Genomic DNA, 25029 nt, shown 5'->3' on the forward strand with positions numbered 1-25029 from the left:
GTCAGTCCTCCGCGTCGGCGGTGGAGTTCTCGCTGATCCAGGTGAGGTACTCCTGGCGGTTCACCAGGTGCTGGTCGTAGGAGTCCGTGAACTTCGTCTCGCCGGTCTCCGGGTTGACCGTCACGAAGAACACCCAGTTGCCGGCCTCGGGCTCCGCCACGGCCTCGAGCGCTGCCTTGCCCGGGTTGGCGATCGGCCCCGGCGGCAAGCCCTCGTAGCGGTAGGTGTTGTACGGCGAGTCGACGTTGCGCTGCTCGTCGGTGGTGCTCGCGTCCGCCGAGCCCTCCCCCGCGATGAAGTGGATGGTCGAGTCGAACTGCAGCGGCATGCCCTGATCGAGCCGGTTCTCGATCACCCGGGCGACCTTGGCACGCGCCTCGGCGGGCGCCTCCTTCTCCACCAGCGACGCCTTGATGAGGGCCTCCATGCGGTCGCCCTCCTTGATACCCAGGCTGTCCATGTCGGAGATCTGCTTGGCGATCATCGTCGAGAGCAGGTTGACCGCCGTCGTGCCCTCCTCGTACGGGTAGGTGGCGGGGGCCAGCCACCCCTCGGCGTCCCCGTCGGCCTCCTTGGGCAATCCGATCGCGTCCGGGTCCTCGAGGGCGGCCTCAAAGTCCTCGACCGGGATCGTGGTGACCGAGCTCAGGCGTGCGATCGTCTCGGCCACGCTGAGGCCCTCGCGGACCGTCACGCCGTCCTGGACGAGGTTCGCCTTGTCCAGCATCGCCGCGAGAGCGTCAGCGGCCTTCATCTCGAGCTGGAGCGAGTACGTGCCGTACGAGAGGTTCGGCGCGATGCCGGTCTCTGCGGTGTAGTCGCTGATGGCTGTGGTAAACGCGCGCTGCGACGCGACGACACCGGCCTCGGTGAGCGCCTGGCCGATGGCCGCGCCGGACGCGCCCTTGGCGACCTGCACCTGGACCTCGCCCGCGCCGGGGCCGTCGAAGTCCGTGGCAGCGACGACGTCGTCGCCCCCGAACAGGTCCGACCACTGGTTCTTGATGAACAACCCTGCGGCAACGACGAGCGCGCCGACCAGCACGACGACGACGGTCGTCCGGATGCGCCGCTGCCGACGACGACGCCGGGCGGACGGGCTGACGCGCTGCGCGCTCCGGGAGCGGCGGACCTCGGGGGCCGCGCCGGGCATCAGATCGCTCATAGGTCCACAGCCTCCGTCGGTGTCACGTGGATCGTCTGGGTTCTCGGCAAGGTCATCACGCGACCAGCTCCCCCGCCCGCGCGCCGCGCGAGCGCTCATGGTCGAGCGCCGACTGCAGGATGACGACGGCGGCGACCTGGTCGACCACCGAGCGGTGCTTGCGTCCGGCTCGTCCGGCCGCGTGCAACGCCTGGTGCGCGCTCACTGTACTCATTCTCTCGTCCACGAGCCGAACCTCGACCGGCGACACGAGCGCCGCGAGCTCCGCGGCGTAGGCCCGCGCGGCGGCGCTGGCTGCGCCTTCCTTGCCGCTGAGGTGCATCGGGAGGCCGACGTAGACGACGGCCACCTGGCGCTCCGTGACTTCCGTCACGAGGGCCGCCAGGTCCGTCCTGCGGGCGGACGTGTCACGCGCGAGCGTCTCCACGGGAGTGGCGATCAGCCCGTCTGGGTCGCTCGCCGCGACGCCGACGCGCACGGCGCCGACGTCGACGGCGAGGCGAGCCCCGCGAGGCAGAGTCACTGGCCTCGGGACCGCGCGACGTCGTCGCGCACGCCGGTCAGCGCCGCGGGAACAGCGCTCGCGTCGGTCCCACCGCCCTGGGCCAGGTCGTCCTTGCCGCCACCGCCGCCACCGAGCACGCCGGACGCGGTCTTGGTGAGCGCGCCGGCGCGCAGGCCGGCCTCGCGCGCCGCGGCGTTCGTCGCGATCACGACGAGGGCCCGACCGTTGCTCGCGCCGGCCACGGCGACGACGCTCGGGGCTGACTCCCCCAGGCGGCCGCGGACGTCAAGCGCGAGCGCCCGCAGACCGTCGGCCCAGGCGACCTCACCGGCGTCGTGCGTGACCACGCGGACACCCGAGACGTCCTGCGCCTGCCCCGCGAGCTGGCCCGCGACCGCGAGCAGCTGCGCCTGCTGCAGGGACGCGAGCTGCTTCTCGGCGTCCTTGAGCTTGGTCATGAGCGAGGAGATGCGCTCGGGCAGCTCGTCGCGCGAGCCGCCCACCAGCGAGGTGATCTGCCCGACGAGCGCGTGCTCCTTGGCCTGGAAACCGTACGCCTGGGCGCCCACGAGCGCCTCGACGCGCCGGACACCCGACCCGATGGAGGACTCCCCGAGCAGCGTCACGAGCCCGATCTCGCCCGACTGGGCCACGTGGGTCCCGCCGCAGAGCTCGAGCGACCAGTCGCCGCCGATCGACACGACGCGGACCTGGTCGCCGTACTTCTCGCCAAACAGCGCCATGGCGCCCATCTCGCGGGCCTTGTCGAGCGTGGTCACGGTGTCCGTGACGTCGAGGTTCTCCTGCAGCCGCAGGTTGACGCGCTCCTCGATCTCCGCCATCGCCCCGCCGGGGACGGCCTGGGCGCGACGGAAGTCGAAGCGCACGCGGCTCGGGGCGTTCTCCGACCCGGCCTGGGTCGCGTCCTTGCCGAGGCTCTCCTGCAGCGCCTTGTGGATCAGGTGCGTCGCCGAGTGGGCGCGCGCGATCGCACCGCGCCGGGCGGTGTCGATCTGCGCGGTGCCGGACTCGCCGAGCGTCACGGTGCCGTCGACCAGGCGGCCGCGGTGCACGTTGAGGCCCTTGAGGGGCGCCTGGACGTCGTCGATCTCGATGCGAGCGCCGCCGTCGAGCAGGATCGTGCCCTGGTCGGCCAGCTGGCCGCCGGACTCGGCGTAGAACGGCGTCGCGTCGAGCACGATCTCGACGTCAGCAGGGGCGGTGGCCGCGGGGGCCGGCTGGCCGCCCACGAGCAGCCCGACGACGTTCGAGCGCGTGGTCGCCTCGGTGTAGCCGAGGAACTGCACGGGCGCGGTCATCGTCTGACGCAGCGCGTCGTAGGCCGCGGTGTCCGTGTGGCCGGTCTTCTTCGCGACGGCGTCGGCCCGCGCGCGCGAGCGCTGCTCGGACATGAGCGACCGGAACGCCTGCTCGTCGACCTGCACGCCCTGCTCGGCGGCCATCTCCAGGGTGAGGTCGATCGGGAAGCCGTAGGTGTCGTGCAGCGCGAAGGCCTCGGCGCCGCCGAGGACGGGCGTGCCCGACGTCGTCGTCCGCTTGGCGGTCTGCACCGCGGTGTCGAGGATCGTCGTGCCGGACACGAGCGTACGCAGGAACGCCTCCTCCTCGCCGTAGGCGACCTGGGAGATGCGATCCCAGCCGGCCTCGAGCTCGGGGTAGGACGCCTTCATGAGGTCCTTCGAGATCGGCAGGAGCTCGCTCAGGGCGGCCTCCTGCACGCCGAGCAGACGCAGTGACCGCACGGCACGGCGCACGACGCGACGCAGCACGTAGCCGCGGCCCTCGTTGGACGGCGTGACGCCGTCGCCGATCAGCATGAGCGAGGACCGCACGTGGTCGGCGACCACGCGCATGCGGATGTCGTCCTGGGTGTCCCTGCCGTAGGTACGGCCGGTGAGCTGCTCGGTCGCGGCGATGACCGGGAAGATCTCATCGGTCTCGAACATGTTGGCCTTGTCCTGGAGCAGGAAGGCCATGCGCTCGAGCCCTGCGCCGGTGTCGATCGCCTTCTGGTCGAGCTCGCGCAGCAGCGGGTAGTCCTTGCCCTTGCCCTCGCCGCGCAGGAACTGGTCGAACACCAGGTTCCAGATCTCGAGGTAGCGGTCGCCGCCGGGGTCGACGTTGCCGCCCTCGGCCTCCGGGCCGAACGCGGGACCGCGGTCGTAGTGCCACTCGGCGCACGGACCGGCGGGCCCGGGCTGGCCCGTGTCCCAGAAGTTCTCCTCGCGCGGCAGGCGCACGATGTGCTTCGGGTCCAGGCCGATCTTGTTGGTCAGGACATCGAACGACTCGTCGTCCTGGTCCCAGAGCGTGACCCAGAGCCGGTCGCCGTCGAACCCATAGCCGCCGTCGGACTGCGCGCCGGTGAGCAGACCCCAGGCGAGGTCGATCGCGCCTTCCTTGAAGTAGTCGCCGAACGAGAAGTTGCCGTTCATCTGGAAGAACGTGCCGTGGCGCGTGGTCAGCCCGACGTTCTCGATGTCGTTGGTGCGGATGCACTTCTGCACGCTCGCGACGCGCGGCCACGGAGCGGGCTCCGTCCCGAGGATGTACGGGACGAACGGCACCATGCCTGCGACGGTGAACAGCAGGGACGGGTCCGGGGAGACCAGGGACGCGCTGGGCACGACGTGGTGGTCGTGCTTGGCGAAGTAGTCGAGCCAGCGCTGGCGGATGTCGGCGGTACGCATAGGTCCTCAGAACTCGTCGAGGGGAACGCCTGTTCCCGGGGTGCCCGCGCTGTGCCGCGCGGCGCGGAGGTCGGATGTGGGGGTGTCGTCGGTCGCCTGGCGAGCGGCGTGCTGGCGGAGCTCGTCCTCGCGGGCCTGCGATCCGGCGTGCAGGTCGTCCGTGAAGCCACGGATCCCGGCGGACAGCCTGCTGAGCAGGTCCTCGGCCTGGGTCTGGACGGTCTGCGCGGTCCGGGCTGCGACGGCGGGCGGGCTGTACCGCTCGGCCATCTCGCGTCCCTTGCGCTGGGCGTAGAGCGTGCCGCCGACGCCGACGGCGACCCAGAACAGGCGGCTCATGCGGCGCCGCCGCGGAACCGTGCGGACGCCTTGCGCGTGGCGTGGCCCAGGCCGGAGAAGAAGCTCGCGATCTTCACGGCGGGCGCGCCGAGCACGGCTGCGTAGACGTTGGTCAGCGCGGAGACGTTCTCCGTGACCTGGGCGGCGTTCGTGGTGATCGTGTCGACCTTCACGAGCTGCGCGTTGGTCTGGGCCACGGTCGAGGCGGCCTCGTCGAGGATGGGCAGGGAGTGCTCGGTGACGTCGCGCAGCGAGGTGCGCGCCTCGTCCAGCACCCGCCCGAGCTTGACGAGCGGCACCGCCAGCAGGGCTACCAGCACCACGAACGCGATGGCCGCGATGAGCCCGGCCACGTCTCCCAGATCCATTGTCGCTGTCCTTGTCCTCGTGCGGGGTCCGGCGCCGTGCGCCCCGTGAGCGCAGGTGCTGGTCAGATGGGGAAGAGACTACCGTCCGGCGTCCGGATCACCGTCGCCGGGAACGCGCGAGGGCCCCGCGCGCGCAAGCGTGCGGGGCCCTCGTCGTCGGATCAGCGCGAGTAGTGCTCGACGACGAGCTGAACCTCAGCCGTCACCGGGACCTCGGCACGCTTGGGGCGACGCACGAGCACGAAGCTGAGCTTCTCCAGCTGCACGTCCAGGTAGGCCGGAACGGCGGGGAGCACGTCGCGGTGCGCGCCGGCGGCGGCGACCTGGAACGGCGTCATGGCCTGGCTCTTCGGCTTGACCTGGACGGTCTGGCCGGCCTTCACGCGGAAGGAGGGGCGGTCGACGATCTTGCCGTCCACGAGGATGTGGCGGTGCACCACGGCCTGGCGGGCCTGGAGGACCGTGCGGGCGAAGCCCGAGCGCAGGACGAGCGCGTCGAGACGCATCTCGAGGAGCTCGACGAGCGCCTCACCGGTCAGACCGGACTCCTTGCGAGCCTCCTCGAAGGTGCGCGCCATCTGCTTCTCGCGCAGGCCGTACTGGGCGCGCAGACGCTGCTTCTCGCGCAGACGCACCGCGTAGTCCGACTCGGTGCGGCGACGGGCGCGGCCGTGCTCGCCGGGCGGGTAGGGGCGCTTCTCGAAGTGCTTGACGGCCTTGGGGGTGAGCGCAAGGCCCAGCGCGCGGCTCAGGCGAACCTGGCGACGCGAACGAGTCACTGAGGACACGAGGTACTTCCAATCCTGTCGAGATGTCACACCCGCGACGACGTCGTGGGTGCGGGACCAGCCGATGACCTCACCCTCGTGCCGGACGCTGCCGAGGCAGTGCCGGAGCGATCGCAGGATGGGGTGACGGGGCCGAGGTCCCAGGTGGCTGCACGAGGCAACCGCACGAGTCTACCTGACGCTCAGCCCTTGCGCCGCAGCATCTGCCGAACCTTGGCGAGTCGCTCCCCGAGCGAGCGCTCGTACCCGCGGTCCGACGGCGTGTAGTAGCGCGCGTCCGCCAGGTCGTCCGGGAGGTACTGCTGGGCGGCGACGGCGTGCGGGGCGTCGTGGGAGTACTGGTAGCCCTTGCCGTGGCCGAGGCCCTTGGCTCCGGCATAGTGCGCGTCCCGCAGGTGCGCGGGCACCGGCCCGCCCTTGCCCGCCCGGACGTCGGCGAGCGCGGCGCCGATCGCGAGGTACGACGCGTTGGACTTGGGTGCCGTCGCCAGGTGCACGACGGCCTCGGCCAGGATCAGCTGCGCCTCCGGCATGCCGATGAGCGCGACGGCCTGGGCCGCGGCGACCGCGGTCTGCAGCGCGCTGGGGTCCGCCATCCCGACGTCCTCAGCGGCGGAGATGACGATGCGGCGGGCGATGAAGCGCGGGTCCTCCCCTGCGGCGATCATCCGGGCGAGGTAGTGCAGCGCGGCGTCGACGTCGGAGCCTCGGACGGACTTGATGAAGGCGCTCGTGACGTCGTAGTGCTGGTCGCCGTCCTTGTCGTACCGCACGGCAGCGACGTCGATCGCCCGTTCCATCGCGGGGAGGTCCACGACGGCGGGTGCATCCACGCTCGCTGCCCCGGGGTCGTCCGCGAGGACCGCACCGGCCGCGGCCTCGAGGATCGTCAGTGCCTTGCGCGCGTCCCCGCCCGCCAGCCGGAGCAGGTGGCCGCGCGCCTCGTCGTCCAGGCGGACCACGCCCCCGAAGCCGCGCTCGTCGGTGACGGCGCGCTCCACGAGCGCCGCGACGTCGTCGGTGGACAGCGGCCGCAGCGTGAGCAGCAGCGACCGCGAGAGGAGCGGCGAGTTCACGGAGAAGCTCGGGTTCTCCGTGGTGGCGGCCACGAGCGTGACCCAGCGGTTCTCGACGCTCGGCAGCAGCGCGTCCTGCTGGGACTTGGAGAACCGGTGCACCTCGTCGATGAAGAGGACGGTCTCCTCGCCCCCGCCCGCAAGGCGGCGCCGGGCATCCTCGATGACCTGGCGCACGTCCTTGACCCCGGCCGTCACGGCCGAGAGCTCGACGAACCGGCGTCCCGAGGAGGCGGCGATCAGGTACGCGAGCGTCGTCTTGCCCGTCCCCGGGGGACCCCACAGGACGACCGACGACGGCGCCGCCCGGCCCTGCTCTGCGCCCGGGTCCACCAACCGCCGCAGCGGGGCGCCGGGCCCGAGCAGGTGCTCCTGGCCGGAGACCTCGGCGAGCGTGCGCGGTCGCATCCGGACGGCCAGCGGCGCCCCGGGTCCGGGCAGCGGCACGCCCTGGGCAGAGGAACCCAGGGTCTCGAACAGGTCCATGCCCCGAGGGTACGTCCCCGGACCGACACCGGGGGCCGGCGGATCGATGATCCGCCGGCCCCGTTTCGTGCTGCTCAGCTCCGCGTCAGCGGATCTTCTTCTTGGGCAGGTCCGTCTTCGGGACCTCCGCGGCCTCCTGCCCGGTCAGGACCGTCGCGTCCGGCGCGGGTGCCGGCTCGTCGCCGCCCACGGTCACCTGCAGCGCGATCGACTTGCCCGTGTCACCGAGGACGACGGAGCCGAAGTAGGTTCCCGCCTCGAGTCCGCTCCAGGCAACCGTGATCTCGCTCTCCACGCCGTTGCGCAGGGTGAGCGGGTCCGGCGTCGCGGTGAGGTTGCCGGCGTCACCCTGCAGCGCCACGAAGTCGAGCGAGGCGCTGGCGGGCCCGTTGTCCGACGTCGAGTACAGGTTCCCGATGATGTAGTAGTCACCGGGCGCCGGGTCAGTCAGGACGATCTGCTCCGACGCCGCCGCCGTGGCCGCCTGGATGACGCCCCCGGTCGCCGGGATGTACAGGAACATGTCCCAGTCGTCGGTCGGGTCGTCCGCGTTCACGGCGAACGTCGCGCTCGTCGCTCCCTCGGGGACCGTGACCAGCGAGTAACCGGTCGACTCGTTCTCGCCGATCACGGCCGGCTGACCGGGGACCTTCTCGATCACGGCGCTCAGCGCCTTGGACAGGCCGACGACCGACAGGTCCACCGTCGCGTCCACGCCACCGACGAGGTCGATCGTGCCCGACCCGTCCCCGGTCTCGGAGCTGAAGGTCGCGAGGCTCGGGGCGATCGCGGCCACCGGACGGACGGAGACCGGGCTCGCGACCGAGATCGCCGCGCCGCGGTGCTTGTCGCGACCCTTGCCGTACCAGGTGCCCTTCCCCTTGCCCTTGCCCTTGAGGTCCCAGCGCAGCTCGCCGTGGGAGAACGCCTCGAGGGCGGCCGAGCGGTTGGTGAAGGTGACGGTGAAGGACTTCTTCTCCCCCGCACGCTTGAACGAGAGCTTGGCGGGCTTGACCGTGACGTCGATGCCGGGGACGTCCGCGGTCGCGACGTACGTGCCGGGCGTGACCGCCGTGACCGTGCGCTTGACCGTGACCTCGCCCGCGAGGCTGCCGACCGCGATCGAGGCCAGGTTGACGTCCCGGGCCGCGAGCTCGCCGGCGATCAGGGCGTCCCACTGCCGCACGTCGTTCTGGTAGACCAGACCGGGCTTGGCCATCGCGCGGGGGTCGGCCATGCCGGCGCCCGTGGCGAAGTTGTCCAGGTCCGTGTCGCCGGCGTCGGTGACGGCGTCGAACGCGGACGTCATCATGGCCGACTTCACGGCGCTCGGCGACCACGTCGGGTACTTCGAGAGCATCAGCGCAGCCATGCCCGCGACGTGCGGGGCGGCCATCGACGTGCCGGACATGAACCCGAAGTTGTTGCCCTCGTAAGCCTCCGGCACGACGCCGGCGAGCACGTTCACGCCGGGGGCGGCGATGTCGGGCTTCAGGAGGTCGGAGTCCGCCGCGAGCGACGGACCGCGCGAGGAGAACGCCGCGATCTGCGGGAACGGCGTCTGCGGGAGGTCGGTGGTGTCCTCGTTGCGCAGCGCCGCGGTGATGCCGGGGTTGTCGATCACCTTCTGCTTGATCGACGGGTCGGAGATGTGGACCGTGGGCACGGCGTGCATGTCCGAGTCCTCGGAGCCCTCGGTCAGGTTCACGAGCACCATGCCGACGCCGCCGGCGTCGCGCACGACGACGGACTTCTCGGCGCGGGCGTTCTGGCCCCGGTCGCAGACGACGATCTTTCCCGTCGCCGCCGCGGGGTCGAGCGTCCCGGGCAGGCACAGGTTGGGGCTGACGGCGCCGGGCAGCCCGGCGTCCTGCGCGAGCACGACCTCCGTCTGCTCGACGTCCTGCGCCGCGATCGAGATGCCGCGGTACTTGGTGCCGTCCTCCATCTCCACGGTGCCGTAGAGCCCGGCCGTGAAGGTGGACGCGGCGACGGTCGTCAGCCACGGCGACGCGTGCGCCACGGTGCTGACCGTCGGTCCCGAGTTCCCCGCGGAGGCGGCGACGAAGACGCCGGCCGCGGCGGCGTTCTTGAACGCGATCGCGACCGGGTCGACGAACGAGTTGTTGTTGCCGGAGATGGAGTAGTTCAGGACGTCGACGCCGTCGACGATCGCCTGCTCGATCGCGGCGACCGAGGCCGAGGTGTAGCAGCCGCCCGTGTCCGGGTCCGTGTCCTCCCAGCAGATCTTGTACACGGCCAGCTTGGCCGCCGGCGCGACGCCGGAGCCCGTGCCGAAGTCGCGGCCCGCGACGACCTGGTCGACACCGTAGTTGCCGACCGCGGTGGTCGCGGTGTGGGTGCCATGGCTGCCGACGTCGACCGGGGAGATCAGCTCCTCGGGCGCGCGCTGGTCCTCGGGCACGTAGGTGAGGAAGTCCTCGGCGAAGTACCGCGCGGAGATCACCTTGTCGTTGCACTCGGTGCCGGCGAAGCCCTCGCCCGCCTCGCACGCGCCGCGGAAGGTCGTGCCGTCCGACTTCAGCATCGCGATGGTGCCGTCGGCGTCGCGGTAGGGCTCGCCGACCTTCGGCTTGCCGCCGCGGCCCCAGCCCCAGCCCTTGCCCTTCTTGGTCTTGGTGGCCTTCTTGACCGGGTCACCGGCGAGGAACTCGTTGTCAGGGTCGTATCCGCTGTCGATGACGCCGACGACGACGCCCTCGCCAGCGTCGCGCACGCCGCCGTACACGCTGTTCCACGTGCCCTTGCGGCCGCTGAGGCCGAGGAAGTCGGTTCCCGAGTAGTCAGGGGACAGCTGCACGTTCTCCGCGACCGCGAGCACCTGCGGGTCCTTGGCGAGCTCGGTCGCCTGCTCGGCGCTGAGGTCAGCCTGGAAGCCGTTGAGGACCGTCGTGTAGGTGCGCTGGAGGTCAGCGTCGTGCCCGCGGGCCACGGAGCGCTGCTGCTTGTTGAGGTGGGCCTGGTACTTCTTGACGTCCGCATCGGTCATGTCCAGCTTCTCGCCGCGCTCGACCTTGGTCGCGTCGATGCCGGCGACACCGCCGTCGTACGTGGTGACGGGCGCGTCCTTCAGCACGACGATGTAGTTGCCGTCCTTGTACGACTCGATGACCTCGCCGGTCACCGCGGTCGCAGGTGCGGCAGCGGAGCCGGACCCCGTGCTCGCGAGCGCGTGCGGCGCGACGCCGACGCCGAGGACGAGCGGGAGTGCTGCGACGAGCGCCGTTGCTCGCCGTCTGACCGCGAAGCGGCTCCGTTCGACTTCTCTCACCATGGAAGGTGCCTCTCTCGTGATGGACGCCCTCGCGGGCGACGGATCCCCGTCGGTCACGACCCGGCAGCGCGGCCGTGCACCAAAACGACCATCGGGGATGATTGCGAGAAACGTACCCGAACGCGCGCGATATGGATACGGCGTCGTGCAGATATCTTCACGGCAGGGTCCGATAACGGCAATGCTCGCCCCCGCGTGGCGCCATCGGTCCCGGGGGTGAGAGATTAGGGCGGTGTTCGAAGCCCTCGGTCGCTCCCTCGCCCGCCGCCCACGTCGCGCGCTGGCCCTCTGGCTGGTCGTCACGCTCCTGGGCGTCGCCGTCGCGCTCGTCGGCGTGACCGGCGAGAACCTGTTCGAGCGCCTCGAGAGCGGGGACACCCCCGTCGCGGGCTCGCAGAGCACCGAGGGGAACGAGATCCTCGCGACGCAGGACACCACGGGCGAGTCCGTGACGATGATCGTCTCGGGTGTGGACCTGGCCGACCCGGGCCTCGCGACGACCATGGCGGGCGTCAACGCGTCGGTCAGCGAGGTGACCGGGGTCGCGAGCGTGATCGACCCGTTCATCCTCCCGGACGGCCTGCAGAGTCCCGCCGCCGCTCCCCTGCTCGCCCAGGGCGGGGACGGCTTCATCGTCGTCACCGAGCTCGCGGCGTCCCTGACCGAGGACGAGTCTGCCGGCGTCATGGACGAGGTCGTCGAGGCGCTGCGCGCTGCGGGTGGCACCATCGCCGCGGTCCAGCCCGAGGCCGAGACGCTCGTCGGCTCCACGAGCCTGATCGTCGACGCCATCACCGACCAGGTCCAGCAGGACCTGCAGACCGGCGAGGCGGTCGCCCTGCCGGTGGCGCTCGTCATCATGGTCCTCGTCTTCGGTGGCTTCCTCGCTGCCGCGATGCCGATGGCCGGTGCGATCGCGTCGATCGGGGCCGGTCTCGGGGTCCTCTACGCGTTGTCCTTCGCGCTCGACGTCGACGCGTCCGTCGTCAACGTCGTCACGCTCGTGAGCATCGGCCTGTCGATCGACTACGGCCTCCTGATCGTGTCGCGGTTCCGGGAGGAGCTGGCAGCTGCGACCGGCGGGGAAGCGACCACGTCGCGCCGACGGCGCGCCGAGAGCCCAGCCACGCAGGCGCTCGTGCGCACCATGGCGACCGCGGGTCGGACGGTCGCGTTCTCCGCGCTGACGATCGCCATCTCGATCGCGGGTCTGATGGTCTTCCGGCCGGAGATCCTGCGGGCGATCGGCGCCGCCGGGCTCGCCATCGTCCTCATCGCCGTGGGGACCGCGCTCACCCTAGTTCCCGCGCTCCTGATGCTGACCGGGACGCGCCTGGCGCGGCCCGGGGTCCTGGCCAAGGTGCGACCGCTGCGCAAGGTCCTGGCGACGACCGCCGACGTCGAGACGGACGAGGGCGTCTTCTCGCGGCTCGCCGTCCGCGTGCAGCGCCACCCCTGGATCGTCCTGGTGAGCTGCGTCGTCGTGCTCGTTGTCCTCGCCCTGCCCGTCGCCAGCCTGCACATGCGCAACTCCGGGATCGAGCTCCTGCCCGCCAGCGCGCCGCAGCGCGAGTTCGTGCGCGAGCTCGCCGCCGAGTATCCCGACGCCGCCGGCTCCGACCTCGTGATCGTCACCCAGACGACGCTCGAGGCCGCCACCGCGTGGACCGCCACCCTCGCCGGCGTGTCGGGCGTCGAGGCGGTCGAGGGGCCGACCGCGCTGGGCTCCTATGCGGTGATCGGCGTCGACGCGGCCGGCACCGACCCCGGCGGTCCGGAGGCCTCCGCGCTCGTGCGTGAGCTGCGCACGCTCGACCCGGGGTTCGAGTACTGGGTGACCGGCCAAGCCGCGGGCCAGGTCGACTTCACCGACGCGCTCACCGAGCGCGCCCCGCTCGCAGTCACGGTGGTCGTGCTCGCGACGTTCGTCCTGCTCTTCCTCATGACGGGGTCCGTCGTGGTGCCGATCAAGGCGCTGCTGACCAACGCGCTCTCGCTCGCGGCGTCCATGGGCGTGCTCGTGTGGGCCTTCCAGTACGGGCACCTCGAGGGACTGCTGGGCTTCGAGTCCACGGGCGGGATCGAGACGTACGTCGTCGCGCTCGTGATCGCCTTCGCGTTCGGCCTCGCCATGGACTACGAGGTCTTCCTGCTCGCGCGCATCAAGGAGCTCTACGACTCGGGGCTCGACAACGACGCGGCCGTCCGGGTAGGCATGCAGCGCTCCGGACGGATCATCACATCCGCCGCCGCGATCATCGTCGTCGTCTTCGCCGGGTTTGTGTTCGGCGACCTCCTCGTGATCAAGGAGGTCGGCTTCGCCCTCGCGTTCGCCGTGCTGCTCGACGCGACGCTCGTGCGGCTCCTCCTGGTGCCGGCGACGATGACGCTCCTGGGCCGCTGGAACTGGTGGGCGCCCGCGCCGCTGCGGCGCCTGCACCAGCGCTTCGCCCTCACGCACTGACGGCAGGACGCCGGGACGGTCAGCTCAGCCGGTAGGTGACGAAGCTCGGTCCGTGCTGGAACCCGATCCGCTCGTACATGCGCCATGCGGGCTCGTTCGCGGTGTACACGCCGAGGGAGGCGAACGCGCAGCCCTCCGCGAGGAGGTCCCGGACGGCGACGGAGAGGAGCTGCTTGCCGAGCCCGCGCCCGCGCGCGGCCGGATCGACCCCGAGCGACGACAGGTGCGGCGCGCCGCCGTCGGCGACGTGCAGCGCGGAGATGACGCCGAGCAGGCGACCGGAGTCGCGCACGCCCCACCAGCCGAGCGCCTGGGTGGTGCACGGTCCTGCGCTCGCGTCGGGGAACGCCCGCTCGAGGCACTCGCCGATCTCGTCGGCCACGGGACCGTCGGCCGGCCCGGTGGTCAGTCGGCCGAGGGAGAGCCCAATGTCGCTCGCGCGGCCCGGGCTGACGAGGGGGCCCACCGCCAGCGGGCTGTCGGCCCACATCCACTTCCAGCGGCTCTCGGCCGCGGGCAGGCCCAGGTCGGCGTGCACCCGCTCACCGACCGCCCCGGCGAACGTGCCGTCCTCGACGAACACCCGGCGCACGGTCGCGAAGGGGTCCACCTCCGCGCGGACGACGCTCGCGTCCCCCCGCACGACGTCGCGTAGCAGCCCGGCGATCCGCTCAGGGTCGCCCAGGCCCAGCAGGTAGTCGATGCGATCGGGGTCCTCCGGCGGGTCCGAGGGGCGCGCCGCAGGACCGATGACGAGCACGCACGCGTCGGCGTCGGCGTGCACCCAGCGCACCGGCGCCCCGGCGAACTCGCCGTTGAGGTACGGCGAGCGCGACCAGGGCGCCGGGAGCACTGCGAGATTCGAGGCGAGCACCTCAGACAGCGGAGGTCTCCCCTGCCGGAGCCTCGGCCTTGGGCGCCGGAGCGTCGACCCCGGCCTCCTTGCGCTGCTGCGCGGTGATCGGGGCGGGCGCCTGCGTGAGCGGGTCGAACCCGCCGCCGGACTTCGGGAACGCGATGACCTCGCGGATCGAGTCGGACTTCGTCAGCAGGGCCACGATGCGGTCCCACCCGAAGGCGATGCCGCCGTGCGGGGGCGCGCCGAACGCGAAGGCGTCGAGCAGGAAGCCGAACTTCTCCTGCGCCTCCTCCTCGCCGATCCCCATGATCCGGAACACCCGCTCCTGCACGTCCCGGCGGTGGATACGGATCGAGCCGCCACCGATCTCGTTGCCGTTGCAGACGATGTCGTACGCGTAGGCGAGCGCCTCGCCCGGGTTCTGCTCAAACGTGTCGATCCACTCGGGCGTGGGGGACGTGAACGCGTGGTGCACGGCGGTCCAGGCGCCCTGGCCGACAGCGACGTCGTCGTCCTCGCCCGTGGGCTTGAACAGGGGCGCGTCGACGACCCAGACGAACGCCCAGGCGTCCTCGTCGATCAGACCGGCCTTCTTGCCGATCTCCAGGCGCGCCGCACCCAGGAGCGCACGAGCCTCGGTCGGCTTGCCGGCAGCGAAGAACACGGCGTCGCCCGGCTTCGCGCCCGTGGCCTGGGCGAGCCCGGCGCGCTCGTCGTCGGACAGGTTCTTGGCCACCGGGCCGCCGAGCTCGCCGTCCTCGGTGAACGTGACGTACGCGAGGCCCTTGGCGCCGCGCTGCTTCGCCCACTCCTGCCAGGCGTCGAACCCGCGACGCGGGGTGGCCGCCCCACCGGGCATGACCACGGCGCCGACGTACGGTGCCTGGAAGACGCGGAAGGGCGTGCTCGCGAAGTACTCGGTGAGCTCGACCAGCTCGTTGCCGAACCGCAGGTCAGGCTTGTCCGAGCCGTAGCGCTCCATGGCGTCCTTGAACGTCATGCGCGGGATGGGCGTGGGGATGGTGTAGCCGATCAGGTCCCACAGGGAGACGAGGATCTTCTCCGCGACCGCGATCACGTCGTCCTGCTCGACGAAGCTCATCTCGACGTCGAGCTGGGTGAACTCCGGCTGGCGGTCCGCACGGAAGTCTTCGTCGCGGTAGCAGCGGGCGATCTGGTAGTAGCGCTCCATCCCCGCAACCATGAGCAGCTGCTTGAACAGCTGCGGCGACTGCGGCAGGGCGTACCAGGACCCGGGCGCGAGCCGCGCGGGGACCAGGAAGTCGCGGGCGCCCTCGGGCGTCGAGCGCGTGAGCGTGGGCGTCTCGATCTCGACGAAGTCCTCGGCCTCGAGCACGCGGCGCGCAGCGGCGCTCACCTTGGAGCGCAGGCGCAGCGCAGCAGCGGGGGCAGGACGGCGCAGGTCCAGGTAGCGGTGCTTGAGCCGAGCCTCCTCACCGATCGTCTCGGTGCCGTCGAGCGCGGTGGACACCTGGAACGGCAGGGGCGCGGACTCGTTGAGCACGACGACGTCGTTCGCCACGACCTCGATCTGACCGGTCGCGAGGTTGGTGTTCTCGTTGCCGTCGGGGCGCTTAGACACCGTGCCGGTCACCTGCAGGACGTACTCCGCGCGCAGCGGGTGGGCTACCGCCTCGTCCCGGATCACGACCTGGGCGACGCCCGACGCGTCCCGCAGGTCGATGAAGGCGACGCCGCCGTGATCGCGCCGACGGTCCACCCACCCGGAGAGGGTGACGGTCTGACCGATCTGCTCGGTCCCCAGGGAACCGGCGGTGTGAGTGCGAAGCACGAAGAAGTCCTTCCGAACTGCGATGACGGGTGCCCGGCGTGGTCTGCGCCGGGCGCGGCACGAGGCGCGCCAGACAAGTCTAGACGTAGGCTCGAGCACACCCGAGCGCCGTGCGGCGCCCCCGCACCCAGGAGCACCCAGGAGCCCTGATGGCACGTCAGATCGCCACGAACACGTCCGTCTCCCGCGCCGAGCTCGAGGACTTCCTGCGCACGAGGCACCGCGCGGTCCTCCTGACGACGCGCGCCGACGGCTCCCCCCCAGCTCTCCCCCGTCGCGTGCGGGCTCGACGGCGCCGGCCGGCTCGTCGTCTCGACCTATCCCGACCGCGCCAAGGCCGTCAACCTGCGCGCCCGCCCCGCGGCGTCGGCGTGCGTGGTCTCCGACGACTGGGACGGCCCGTGGGTCCAGGTGTCCGGCACCGCCGAGGTGCTGGACCTGCCGGACTCGGTCGAGCCCTTGGTCGAGTACTTCCGCTCGATCGCCGGGGAGCACCCCGACTGGGACGAGTACCGGGAGGCGATGCGCACCCAGGGCAAGTCCCTCGTCCGGCTCACGATCGAGCGCTGGGGACCCGTCGCGACCGGAGGCTTCCCCGCGTACCTCGCCTGACGCCCGCGCCGTCCAGCAGATGGACGGCCCGCGGGCCGAGCCTGGCGGGGGCGTGCCGGCGCTGCTAGCGTCGGCGTCACCAAGCCTCCGGGGAGCGCACGAGCGCTGAGAGTGCGGGCCGGACTCACGTCCCACCCGCAGACCCGTGGAACCTGATCTGGTCAGTACCAGCGTAGGGAGCAGGGCTGCAGCTCCAGCGTGCGTCCGCGTCAGCGGGGGCACGGCCCCGGCGTGCGTCGGGGGTCGGGGCTCGCGTCTGCACACCCCCGGGGGCGTCGACGCGAAAGGTCTTCCGATGACGCCCTCCGCCCCCACCCGCCCCGACGAGCACGGCATCGGAGCGCGCCTCACCGCCTCGGTGATGCGTGACGACTACGTCGCCGTCCTCAGCGACGCGCTCCTCGCCGCCGGTGCCCAGGCCGACCTCACCACGATCGAGACCGACCACGTCTCGACCTTCGTTCGCGGCGACGAGGACGCCCTGCTGCGCTACACCGGCGCCGTCGTCGCTGAGCTCGCGGCGACCGGCGCGCACGCGATGGTGCACCTGCTGCTGTCCCGGGGGTGCCCCGGGGAGGTCGCATGCTCCCCGACGGACGTCTGCGAGCGGTCACCGCGCACGGTGGCACCGCTGCCGCCGACCGGCCACGAGGTCGCCGCCCAGTGGTCGTTGTACCCGCTCAGCGACCAGCACATGGACGCGATCGAGGAGGCGATCGCCGACGTGCGGGGTGCGGGCCTGGTCACGACGCCGCGGCACTACGTGACGGAGCACGTCGGCGACGCAGGCGAGGTCCTCACCGCAATCGTCCAGGGCTGGCTCTGGGCGGGCCGCGGCGTGGCGCACACGGTCGCGCACGCCACCGTGTCGATCAACCACCCGAGCACCGACGACCTCCGGGCCAGCATCGCCGCCCACCAGCGCTACGAGGACGCACGATGAGGGCCCGCCTCGCCCTGCACGAGCTGGTCCTCCTCGCGGTGCTCGGGGCCGTGTTCGGGTTCCTCTACTGGGCCTTCGTCCAGGCCTGGTACGCGCTTCAGGTGGCGATGGGCCCGCTCGGGGACGTCGCCCAGAACGTACTCGCGGGCGCGTGGATCGTGGTCGCTCCCCTGGCGCTCTACATCGTGCGGAAGCCGGGGGTCGGCGTCGTCGCCGAGCTCATGGCCGCGATCATCGAGGTCGTGTTCCTGGGCTCCCCCGTCGGCGCGCCCCTCCTGCTCGCGGCGTTCGTCCAGGGCGCGAGCGCCGAGGTCGCGTTCACGGCCACGCGCTACCGCCGGTACGGGTGGCCCGTCTTCGTCGCCAGCGGGCTGAGCGCGGGATTCCTGACCTTCGCCTACAACATGGTGCGCCAGGGCTGGTGGGGACAGGAGCACCTCGAGCTCCGCCTGCTCCTCACGGTGGTGTCCTGCGTGCTCCTGAGCGGTGTGGCGGCGAAGCTGCTCGGGGACGCGCTGGCACGGACCGGCGTGCTGGACAACCATGCGATCGTCCGCGACCGCACGCCTGAACCGGTAGGCGCATGACGCCGGTCAGCGCACGGGACCTGACCGTCCGCTTCCCGCGCCGTCCGCACCCGTCGCTGCAGGGGGTGGACCTCGACGTGGCGTCAGGCGGACAGCACCTGCTCCTGGGCCCCTCGGGCGCGGGGAAGTCCACGCTGCTCCGGGTCCTCGCCGGGGTCGTCCCAGGCACGGTGCACGCCGAGGTCACAGGGTCCGTCACGACCACGGGATCGGTGGGCTACGTGCAGCAGAACCCGCACGACGCGCTGTGCCTCCCGGACGTGGACAGCGAGGTCGGGTTCGCGCTGGAGTGCGCGGGCGTGCCGACCTCCGAGGCCCGCGCCCGCGTCCCGGCCGCGCTGGCGGCGGTCGGCGCGGCGCACCTGCGCGACCGCGACCCGGCGACGCTCTCGGGCGGCGAGGCGCAGCGGGTCGCCCTGGCGGCCGTGCTCGTGGGGGACCCGGACGTCGTCGTCGTCGACGAGCCGACGGCGATGCTCGACCCCGCCGCTGCCCGCGGCGTGGCCGGTCTCGTGGCCCGGCGCGGGCGCGCGGCCGTGGTCCTGGCCGAGCACCGGCTGGACCTCGGTGCGCCGCTGCCGGACGCGGTGACGGTGCTGGACGCGCAGGGGCGCGTGGTGGCGTGCGGGCCGACCAGGCACGTGCTGGCGGACACGCACGCGGTGCTCGAGGCACAGGGCTGCTGGCTGCCGATGAGCGTCCGCGCCGCGGTGCACGGGCACGCTGCGGCCCTCGCGCTCCCGCACACCTACCGGCGGGAACGGCGGCTCGCCCCAGGAGCTGCGCTGCTGGTGGCCGCGGGCATGGGAGTCCGCTCCCCCGACGGGGTCGACCTCGTGCGCGACGTCGACCTCACCCTCCGGGCGGGCACCGTCACCGCCGTGATCGGCGTCAACGGCGCGGGCAAGTCGACCCTGCTGCGCGCGGTCAGCGCCGTGGTCCCCACGAAGGGCACCGTGCGCGGCGGGCGCGTCGCGTACGTGGCCCAGGACCCCGAGCACCAGTTCCTGGGTCGCACCGCGGGCGCGGACGCGGCGCTCGGCGCGACCCGAGACGTCGCCGAGGTCCTCGCCACGTTCGATCTCACCGACCACGCGGACCGGGACCCCTTCCGCCTGTCGGGCGGCGAGCAGCGGCGCCTCGCGCTCGCCGGTGCGGTCGCCTCCGGCCGGGACGTGATCGCGCTCGACGAGCCCACGAGCGGGCTGGACCGGCGCCACGCCCGCGACGTGCTCGCGGCGATCGACCGCCATGCCGCTGCCGGCGGAGCGGCGATCCTCACGTCGCACGACCTCACGCTGGTGGCTGAGAACGCCGACGACGTCGTCGTCCTGCACGAGGGCCGCCTCGTCGCGCGTGGCGCGCCCGACGACGTCCTGCACGACACCGTGCTCGGCCCCTTCGGCCTGACCGTCCCGGCGCTGCTGCACGCTCGCCGCAGTGCCGGGCTGCGCGCCGACGGGACCCCGGCGCGGGACCGAGCGAACACGGCGGCCCGCTCGTGAGCCGCGCGGCGCCGCCCCTCGAGCCGTGGCTGCGGGAGCGCGACCCTGCGGTCAAGCTCGGGCTTGCGCTCGCCGTGTCGACCGCGGTGCTGCCGCTGACCGACCCGGTGACGACGTCGTCGTTGTACCTGCTGGCACTGGCGGCCACCCTGCTCGCTGTGCCCGCGCGCGTCGTCGTGCGGGCGCACGCCGCCTTCGCGCCCTTCGTGGTCGGGATCGTGGTGGTCAACGTGCTCACGCGTCCGGGCCCGTCGCTGACCCTCGCCGGACTGGACATCAGCCGCCACGGGCTCGCGGTCGGGGTCGCCCTCGCGGCGCGCGCCCTGCTGATCGCGACGATCGCGCTCGCCGTGACGCGCACCAGCGAGCCCGCCGCGACCATCCTCAGCCTCCGCGACCGTGCGCGGCTCCCCGCCGAGGCCGCCTATGCGCTGCTCACCGCGAGCCGTGTCCTCGCCGGCCTGCCGGCCGTGTGGCACTCGATCCGCACCGCCCAGGCCTCGCGCCTGCCGCGCGGTGGACGCGGTCCCCGTGCCCTGGGGCGCGCGGCGTTCACGCTCCTGGTCACCAGCCTGCGCCGGAGCGAACGGATGGCGATCTCGCTGGAGACGCGCGGTCTGGGAACCGGCCCCGGGGCCGCCGCAGCGCCGCCTCCGCTGACGGCGGGCGACCGCTGGCTCGTCGTGGTCGTGGTGCTGGTCGGCGCCGTCGTCGTGGTCGCCGGTGCCCTCGGCGGCTGGCTGCGCGGTCCCGGCTACCTCACGGGGTGACGGCTATTCCTCCATGACCTTCGGCTGGTACCGCACCGCTCGGTACTCGACGATGTCGTCGAGCACGCTGGCGGGGTGGTAGGCGCGGAAGTCGGTGTTGCGCGCCGCGGCGGTCGTAGCCGGCAGCTCGAAGGTCGTGGTCTCGCCGACCTCGATCGCCACGGACTTGATCGCCTGGAACGTCGCCACGACCGTGCCGTCGGCGTCGATCCCCTGGATGTCGAAGTCATCGAACCGGATGGCCCCGACCGCCTCAGGCACGCCGGGCTTGACTGCCTTCTTCGTGATGGTCACGGGAAGCAACTCCGCACCGGGCTCACCAGTGATCTCACCGAAAGTGAAGTCTGCGTCGTAGTAGTCGTAGACCGGCGCAGACCTGACATAAGGAGCGGACACCGTGATCTCTTCCGTGGCGGGCGCGTCCTGTGTGTCTGCGGTGAACTCGAAACTGTTCTCCAAGTCGAGCAGCTGCACGTCTGTGCTGGCTCCGGGAGCAAGGACGAAGGTGCCGCCGTCGGTCACCTGGCTTCCGTCGCTCCCGTCGGCGACGAGGAGCACACCGATCGCGCACGTCACGTCGAGCGGATTCGTCATCGTCACCGGCACGTAGTGGCGCCACTCCTTGCCGTAGAAGTCGGCACCCTCGTCGTCTCCTGCGGTGACCTCTCCGATGGTGACGAATCGCTCGATCTCAGCCGTGTCCTCGATCTTCTGGTCCGGGCACGCGTCGGCACCAGTGTCTGAGTCCACAGGGGCGCCCGTGGTCGATGGAACGCCTGCCGTGGTCTCGGCCGTCCCACCGGGCGCGGCCGGTGCGTCTGTCGTGCCCCCCGAGCACCCAGTCAGGGCTGCGAGGATCGCGCCGGTAGCGACAAGGGTGCGCGGGTTCATGTGTGCTCCTACGGGTCGTAATCTCACGGGTTGACGGCACTCACGGTCGGCCAGAGGTCGGCGGCCGGAGGCATCCAGGAGGCGCGGTCGGCCGCCACCTGGTCGCCCGAGCGGATGTCCTTGACCTGGTCGGGTTGGGCCGGCACGACGGTGCCGTCCGCGCGGGTGGACTCGGTCGTCGCGGGGAACCAGACGAACGGCACGCCACGGCGGTCGGCGAACTTGATCTGCTTGCCGAACTTCGCGGCCGCGGGCGCCACCTCCGCGGGGATGCCCCGGGCGCGGAGCGCGGCGGCGATCGCGTCGGACTCGGCGCGCCCCTCCTCGGTGGTGACGGCGACGACGACGGCGGTCGGGACGGAGCGGGAGGCGCGCACGAGGTCCGCGTTGAGCAGGCGCGAGACGAGGCGGGACACGCCGATCGACAGACCCACGCCGGGGTACGTCGTCGTGCCGTCGGAGGCGAGCGTGTCGTAGCGCCCACCGGAGCAGATGGAGCCGAGCTGCTCGTGCCCGACGAGCACGGTCTCGTAGACCGAACCCGTGTAGTAGTCCAGGCCCCGGGCGATCTTGAGGTCGGCGACGACCACGCCCGGCGCGCGCACGGCCGCGGCGGTGATCAGCGCCTCGAGCTCGACGAGGCCCACCTCGAGCAGCTCGCTGGTCACCTGGTACGCGGAGGCCAGGTCGCGCACCCGCTGGATCACCGAGGTGTCCGGGCCGCTCACCGCAGCGAGCTCGAGGCACGCCATCGCCTGCGTGCGCGTGGCCCCGGCCTCGGCCTCGAGGAGCTGCACGACGACGTCGGGGCCCACCTTGTCGAGCTTGTCGATCGACCGGAGCACGGCGTCCACGTCGCTCAGCCCGAGACCACGGTAGAAGCCCTCCGCGACCTTGCGGTTGTTCACCAGGATCCGCACGGGCGGCACCCCGATGGCCTGGAGCTCACCGAGCGCCTCGGCCATGACCAGCGGGAGCTCGACCTCGTAGTGGTACGGGAGCTCCCCCGCGCCGACGACGTCGATGTCCGCCTGGACGAACTCGCGGAAGCGGCCGTCCTGGGGGCGCTCGCCCCGCCACACCTTCTGGATCTGGTACCGGCGGAACGGGAACGCGAGGTGACCTGCGTTCTCCAGCACGTAGCGCGCGAACGGCACCGTGAGGTCGAAGTGCAGGCCGAGCTGGTCGCCCCGCGCGTCCGCGCCGCCGTCGTCCGCCCCCTCCTGGAGCCGGCGCAGGACGTAGACCTCCTTCGAGGTCTCCCCCTTGCGCAGCAGCTGGTCGAGGGGCTCGACGGCGCGCGTCTCGATCCCCGCGAAGCCGTGGAGCTCGAAGGTGCGGCGAAGGGTGTCGAGGATGTGCTGCTCGACGATGCGACCGTCGGGTCGCCACTCGGGGAATCCGGACAGGGGGGTGGGGCGGGCCATGGTCCCCGATCCTAGCGGCGCGCCAGGTACGGGTTGGTGCGCAGCTCCACGTCGAGCCGGGTGGCCGGGCCGTGACCGGGCAGGACAAGGGTGCGCGGGTCGAGCGTCGACACCACGTCGGTCAGCGTCCGCGTCATCTGCGGCATGTCACCACCGGGCAGGTCCGTGCGTCCGATCGTCCCGGCGAACAGGACGTCGCCCGTCAGCGCTACCGCGACCGTGCCCTCCGCGACCCCCGGACGTGCCGCGAGCGGGAGCGGGCCCTGCGGCCCCGGCAGGACGCTGTCCGGCGCCACCGCCTCGTCGACGACGAACAGCGTCGCGCCTTGCGTGTGCCCGGGCGCGTGCACCGCGCGGACGGTCAGCCCGCCGAGCGTGAGGGCCTGTCCCGCGGTGAACGTCGACACGTCCGTCGGGACCACGTGCTGGTCCGGACCGAAGCCCGCCGCGGCCAGCGCCTGCGCGAGCGGGCCGGAGGCTCCCCCGGTCGAACCGTCGAGCGAGCCGAACGGGTCGGCCAGACGGTAGGCGTCGTCCGCGTGGATCCACAGGGGCACGCCGTAGCGCGTACCGAGCTCGGCCGCGGACCACGTGTGGTCCAGGTGGCCGTGGGTCGCCAGCACCGCGACCGGCGCCAGCCCCCGGCGGACCACCGTCGCATGCACGTCGTCGGCCACCCCTCCCCCGGCGTCCACGATCACGCACGGGCCTGAGCCGTCGGCCGACAGCAGGTAGCAGTTGGCCCCGAACACCGGGGCGAGCAGGGTCTCGACGTGCATGCTCGCAGGCTATCCCGGGCGGTCCGCCGACGAGACTCGCCGGTCGGGCAGCCCCGGATCTGACGTCGCGTCCCTAGACTAGGGAGCGTCCGAACCTGTGGACCTGTCACGCCCCGCCCCGCGGGGCAGTCGATGACGACCCGAACGTCCCCCGGGCCGTCACCAACCGAGGAGTGAAGCTCGATGAGCGAGAACACCGAAGGCGCACCCACCCCGAGCGAGCCGGAGGCGGCCGCTCCTCACCCGACGCCCCGACCGGTCCCGACACCGAAGGCCGTCGCCGCGCGCCCCGCGCCACGGCCGGCCGCCAGCGCCAGCCCTGCGCCCGCGCCCGTGGTGCCCGTCCCCGACGAGGCTGCGGCGATCGCGGCGGCGCGCGAGTTCGGACGCGTCGACGACGACGGCACCGTGTACGTGCGCGAGGGTGACGGTGAGCGCGCCGTCGGGCAGTTCCCCGGCGTCCCCGCCGACGAGGCGATGGCGCTGTACGTCCGGCGCTACCTCGACCTGCGCGCCAAGGTCGGGCTGTTCGAGGCGCGCCTCGACAGCGCGGAGCTGGGGATCAAGGAGATCGACCAGACCCTCGCGACCCTGCGTCAGGACCTCGCCGAGCCGGCTGCCGTGGGCGACCTCGACTTCCTCCGGACCAAGGTCACGGCGCTCGCCGAGCGCGCGGCGGCCCGCCGCGGCGAGCTCGAGGCCGAGCGCGCCGCAGGCAAGGAGAAGGCGGTCGCCGAGCGCACGGCGATCGTGGAGCGCGCCGAGGCCATAGCAGGGACCGACCCCGCGCGCATGCAGTGGCGTCCCGCGGGCGACGAGCTCCGCACCCTCCTCGACACGTGGAAGGACGCGCAGCGCAACGGCCCGCGCATCGACCGGCCCACGGAAGAGTCGCTGTGGAAGCGGTTCAGCCACGCGCGCACCGCGTTCGACCGCGAGCGGCGCCACTACTTCGCCGAGCTCGAGCAGAACAACGCGCAGGCCAAGAACGTCAAGGCCGCCCTCGTCGACGAGGCCGAGAAGCTTGCGAGCAGCACCGACTGGGGTCACACGGCGGGCGCCTACCGCGACCTGATGACGCGGTGGAAGGCCGCAGGCCGCGCCAACCGGAAGGACGACGACGCCCTCTGGGCCCGGTTCCGCGGCGCGCAGGACGCGTTCTTCGCGGCCCGCGAGGCGGCGAACGCCGCCACGGACGCCGAGTACGGCGCCAACCTCGTCGTGAAGGAGCAGATCCTCGCGGAGGCGGAGAAGCTCGTGCCCGTGAAGGACCTCGGCAGGGCGAAGACCGCGCTGCGGGACCTGCAGGACCGCTGGGAGCAGGCGGGCAAGGTGCCGCGCGGCGACGTGCAGCGCGTGGAGGCGCGCATGCGCGCCGTCGAGACCGCCGTGCGTGAGGCGGAGGACGCGGCCTGGCAGCGCTCCAACCCGGAGACGCGGGCGCGCGCCGAGGGTGCAGCGGCGCAGCTGCAGACGGCGATCGCGTCGGCTGAGGCCGACCTCGCGTCGGCCGAGGCCGCCGGGGACAAGCGGAAGGTCAAGGAGCTGACCGAGACCATCGCCGCGAAGCGGACGTGGCTCGAGCAGATCCAGCGGGCCGCCCAGGACTCCTGAACGACAGGGTCGGCGTCCACAGGGCGCCGACC

Annotated in this window: 19 protein-coding genes, 1 pseudogene and 1 riboswitch; of the genes and pseudogenes, 7 read left to right on the top strand and 13 right to left on the bottom strand. The window is 72.3% G+C overall.

The genetic code is table 11. The annotated features are described in order from the left end of the window. Nucleotide 1: 1 nt before the first annotated feature. The 8 genes from mltG to BMZ30_RS13940 all read right to left on the bottom strand — a co-directional run bounded on the left by mltG (nt 2) and on the right by BMZ30_RS13940 (nt 10733). The gene (gene mltG, locus BMZ30_RS06375; RefSeq protein ID WP_177191299.1) at nt 2-1165 is read right to left on the bottom strand and encodes an endolytic transglycosylase MltG; all 1164 of its coding nucleotides are present in this window, start codon (nt 1163-1165) and stop codon (nt 2-4) included. A 55-nt stretch (nt 1166-1220) separates the two neighbouring features. Next, nucleotides 1221-1688, bottom strand: coding sequence for a Holliday junction resolvase RuvX (ruvX, locus tag BMZ30_RS06380; protein ID WP_093376300.1), 468 nt, complete (start codon nt 1686-1688; stop codon nt 1221-1223). Then, the gene (gene alaS, locus BMZ30_RS06385; RefSeq protein ID WP_093376302.1) at nt 1685-4381 is read right to left on the bottom strand and encodes an alanine--tRNA ligase; all 2697 of its coding nucleotides are present in this window, start codon (nt 4379-4381) and stop codon (nt 1685-1687) included. Before alaS ends, ruvX begins: the two co-directional genes overlap by 4 nt. A gap of 6 nt (nt 4382-4387) precedes the next feature. Then, entirely contained in the window at nt 4388-4720 is a 333-nt protein-coding gene (locus BMZ30_RS06390) for a hypothetical protein (RefSeq protein WP_093376304.1), read from the bottom strand. Then, on the bottom strand, nt 4717-5088 hold the full coding sequence (locus BMZ30_RS06395; protein ID WP_093376306.1) for a DUF948 domain-containing protein: 372 nt from the start codon (nt 5086-5088) through the stop codon (nt 4717-4719). Before BMZ30_RS06395 ends, BMZ30_RS06390 begins: the two co-directional genes overlap by 4 nt. Nucleotides 5089-5249: 161 nt before the next feature. Beyond that, nucleotides 5250-5876 carry a 30S ribosomal protein S4 gene (rpsD, locus tag BMZ30_RS06400; RefSeq protein ID WP_093376308.1) on the bottom strand — a complete coding sequence of 209 codons (627 nt, stop codon included), beginning with the start codon at nt 5874-5876 and terminating at the stop codon, nt 5250-5252. 182 nt (nt 5877-6058) lie between these two features. Further along, a complete protein-coding gene (locus BMZ30_RS06405) occupies nt 6059-7438 on the bottom strand; it encodes a replication-associated recombination protein A (RefSeq protein ID WP_093376311.1) in 1380 nt (459 codons plus the stop codon). A gap of 85 nt (nt 7439-7523) precedes the next feature. Further along, on the bottom strand, nt 7524-10733 hold the full coding sequence (locus BMZ30_RS13940) for a S8 family serine peptidase (protein WP_093376313.1): 3210 nt from the start codon (nt 10731-10733) through the stop codon (nt 7524-7526). 232 nt (nt 10734-10965) lie between these two features. Between BMZ30_RS13940 and BMZ30_RS06415 the strand changes: the two genes are divergently transcribed. Then, entirely contained in the window at nt 10966-13197 is a 2232-nt protein-coding gene (locus tag BMZ30_RS06415; RefSeq protein ID WP_229828543.1) for an MMPL family transporter, read from the top strand. Between the two features lie 19 nt (nt 13198-13216). Here the strand turns inward: BMZ30_RS06415 and BMZ30_RS06420 are convergent, their stop codons facing one another. Continuing rightward, entirely contained in the window at nt 13217-14071 is an 855-nt protein-coding gene (locus tag BMZ30_RS06420) for a GNAT family N-acetyltransferase (protein WP_093376317.1), read from the bottom strand. 1 nt (nt 14072) lies between these two features. Then, nucleotides 14073-15869: an aspartate--tRNA ligase gene (gene aspS, locus BMZ30_RS06425; protein ID WP_093376319.1), complete on the bottom strand. Its 1797-nt coding sequence runs from the start codon at nt 15867-15869 to the stop codon at nt 14073-14075. A 149-nt stretch (nt 15870-16018) separates the two neighbouring features. On the opposite strand from aspS, the pseudogene BMZ30_RS06430 reads away from it, so the two are divergent. The 5 genes and pseudogenes from BMZ30_RS06430 (at nt 16019) to BMZ30_RS06450 (ending at nt 20286) form a co-directional block, all read left to right on the top strand. Beyond that, nucleotides 16019-16481, top strand: a pseudogene (locus tag BMZ30_RS06430) (PPOX class F420-dependent oxidoreductase). A 78-nt stretch (nt 16482-16559) separates the two neighbouring features. Beyond that, nucleotides 16560-16678, top strand: a riboswitch (TPP riboswitch). 98 nt (nt 16679-16776) lie between these two features. Further along, nucleotides 16777-17424, top strand: a complete 648-nt coding sequence (locus BMZ30_RS06435) for a YkoF family thiamine/hydroxymethylpyrimidine-binding protein (RefSeq protein ID WP_093376321.1) — start codon at nt 16777-16779, stop codon at nt 17422-17424. Next, nucleotides 17421-18011: an ECF transporter S component gene (locus BMZ30_RS06440; RefSeq protein WP_093376323.1), complete on the top strand. Its 591-nt coding sequence runs from the start codon at nt 17421-17423 to the stop codon at nt 18009-18011. Before BMZ30_RS06435 ends, BMZ30_RS06440 begins: the two co-directional genes overlap by 4 nt. Then, a complete protein-coding gene (locus BMZ30_RS06445; RefSeq protein ID WP_093376326.1) occupies nt 18008-19516 on the top strand; it encodes an ABC transporter ATP-binding protein in 1509 nt (502 codons plus the stop codon). Before BMZ30_RS06440 ends, BMZ30_RS06445 begins: the two co-directional genes overlap by 4 nt. Further along, the gene (locus tag BMZ30_RS06450) at nt 19513-20286 is read left to right on the top strand and encodes an energy-coupling factor transporter transmembrane component T family protein (RefSeq protein ID WP_093376328.1); all 774 of its coding nucleotides are present in this window, start codon (nt 19513-19515) and stop codon (nt 20284-20286) included. Before BMZ30_RS06445 ends, BMZ30_RS06450 begins: the two co-directional genes overlap by 4 nt. Before the next feature lie 3 nt (nt 20287-20289). Here BMZ30_RS06450 and BMZ30_RS06455 read toward each other — a convergent pair whose 3' ends face one another. From BMZ30_RS06455 to BMZ30_RS06465, 3 genes are all read right to left on the bottom strand, one after another. Beyond that, nucleotides 20290-21036 (bottom strand): hypothetical protein, encoded by a 747-nt coding sequence (locus BMZ30_RS06455; protein ID WP_093376330.1) that lies wholly within the window; start codon nt 21034-21036, stop codon nt 20290-20292. A gap of 164 nt (nt 21037-21200) precedes the next feature. Then, entirely contained in the window at nt 21201-22604 is a 1404-nt protein-coding gene (hisS, locus tag BMZ30_RS06460; RefSeq protein ID WP_093376332.1) for a histidine--tRNA ligase, read from the bottom strand. Nucleotides 22605-22615: 11 nt separating this feature from the next. Then, nucleotides 22616-23383: an MBL fold metallo-hydrolase gene (locus tag BMZ30_RS06465; protein ID WP_093376334.1), complete on the bottom strand. Its 768-nt coding sequence runs from the start codon at nt 23381-23383 to the stop codon at nt 22616-22618. Between the two features lie 183 nt (nt 23384-23566). Here BMZ30_RS06465 and BMZ30_RS06470 point away from each other — a divergent pair, with 183 nt between their 5' ends. Continuing rightward, nucleotides 23567-24997 carry a DUF349 domain-containing protein gene (locus BMZ30_RS06470; RefSeq protein ID WP_093376337.1) on the top strand — a complete coding sequence of 477 codons (1431 nt, stop codon included), beginning with the start codon at nt 23567-23569 and terminating at the stop codon, nt 24995-24997. Nucleotides 24998-25029 lie beyond the last annotated feature (32 nt).

Origin of the sequence: Flavimobilis marinus (assembly GCF_900113055.1) — a bacterium.
Classification (GTDB): domain Bacteria; phylum Actinomycetota; class Actinomycetes; order Actinomycetales; family Cellulomonadaceae; genus Flavimobilis; species Flavimobilis marinus.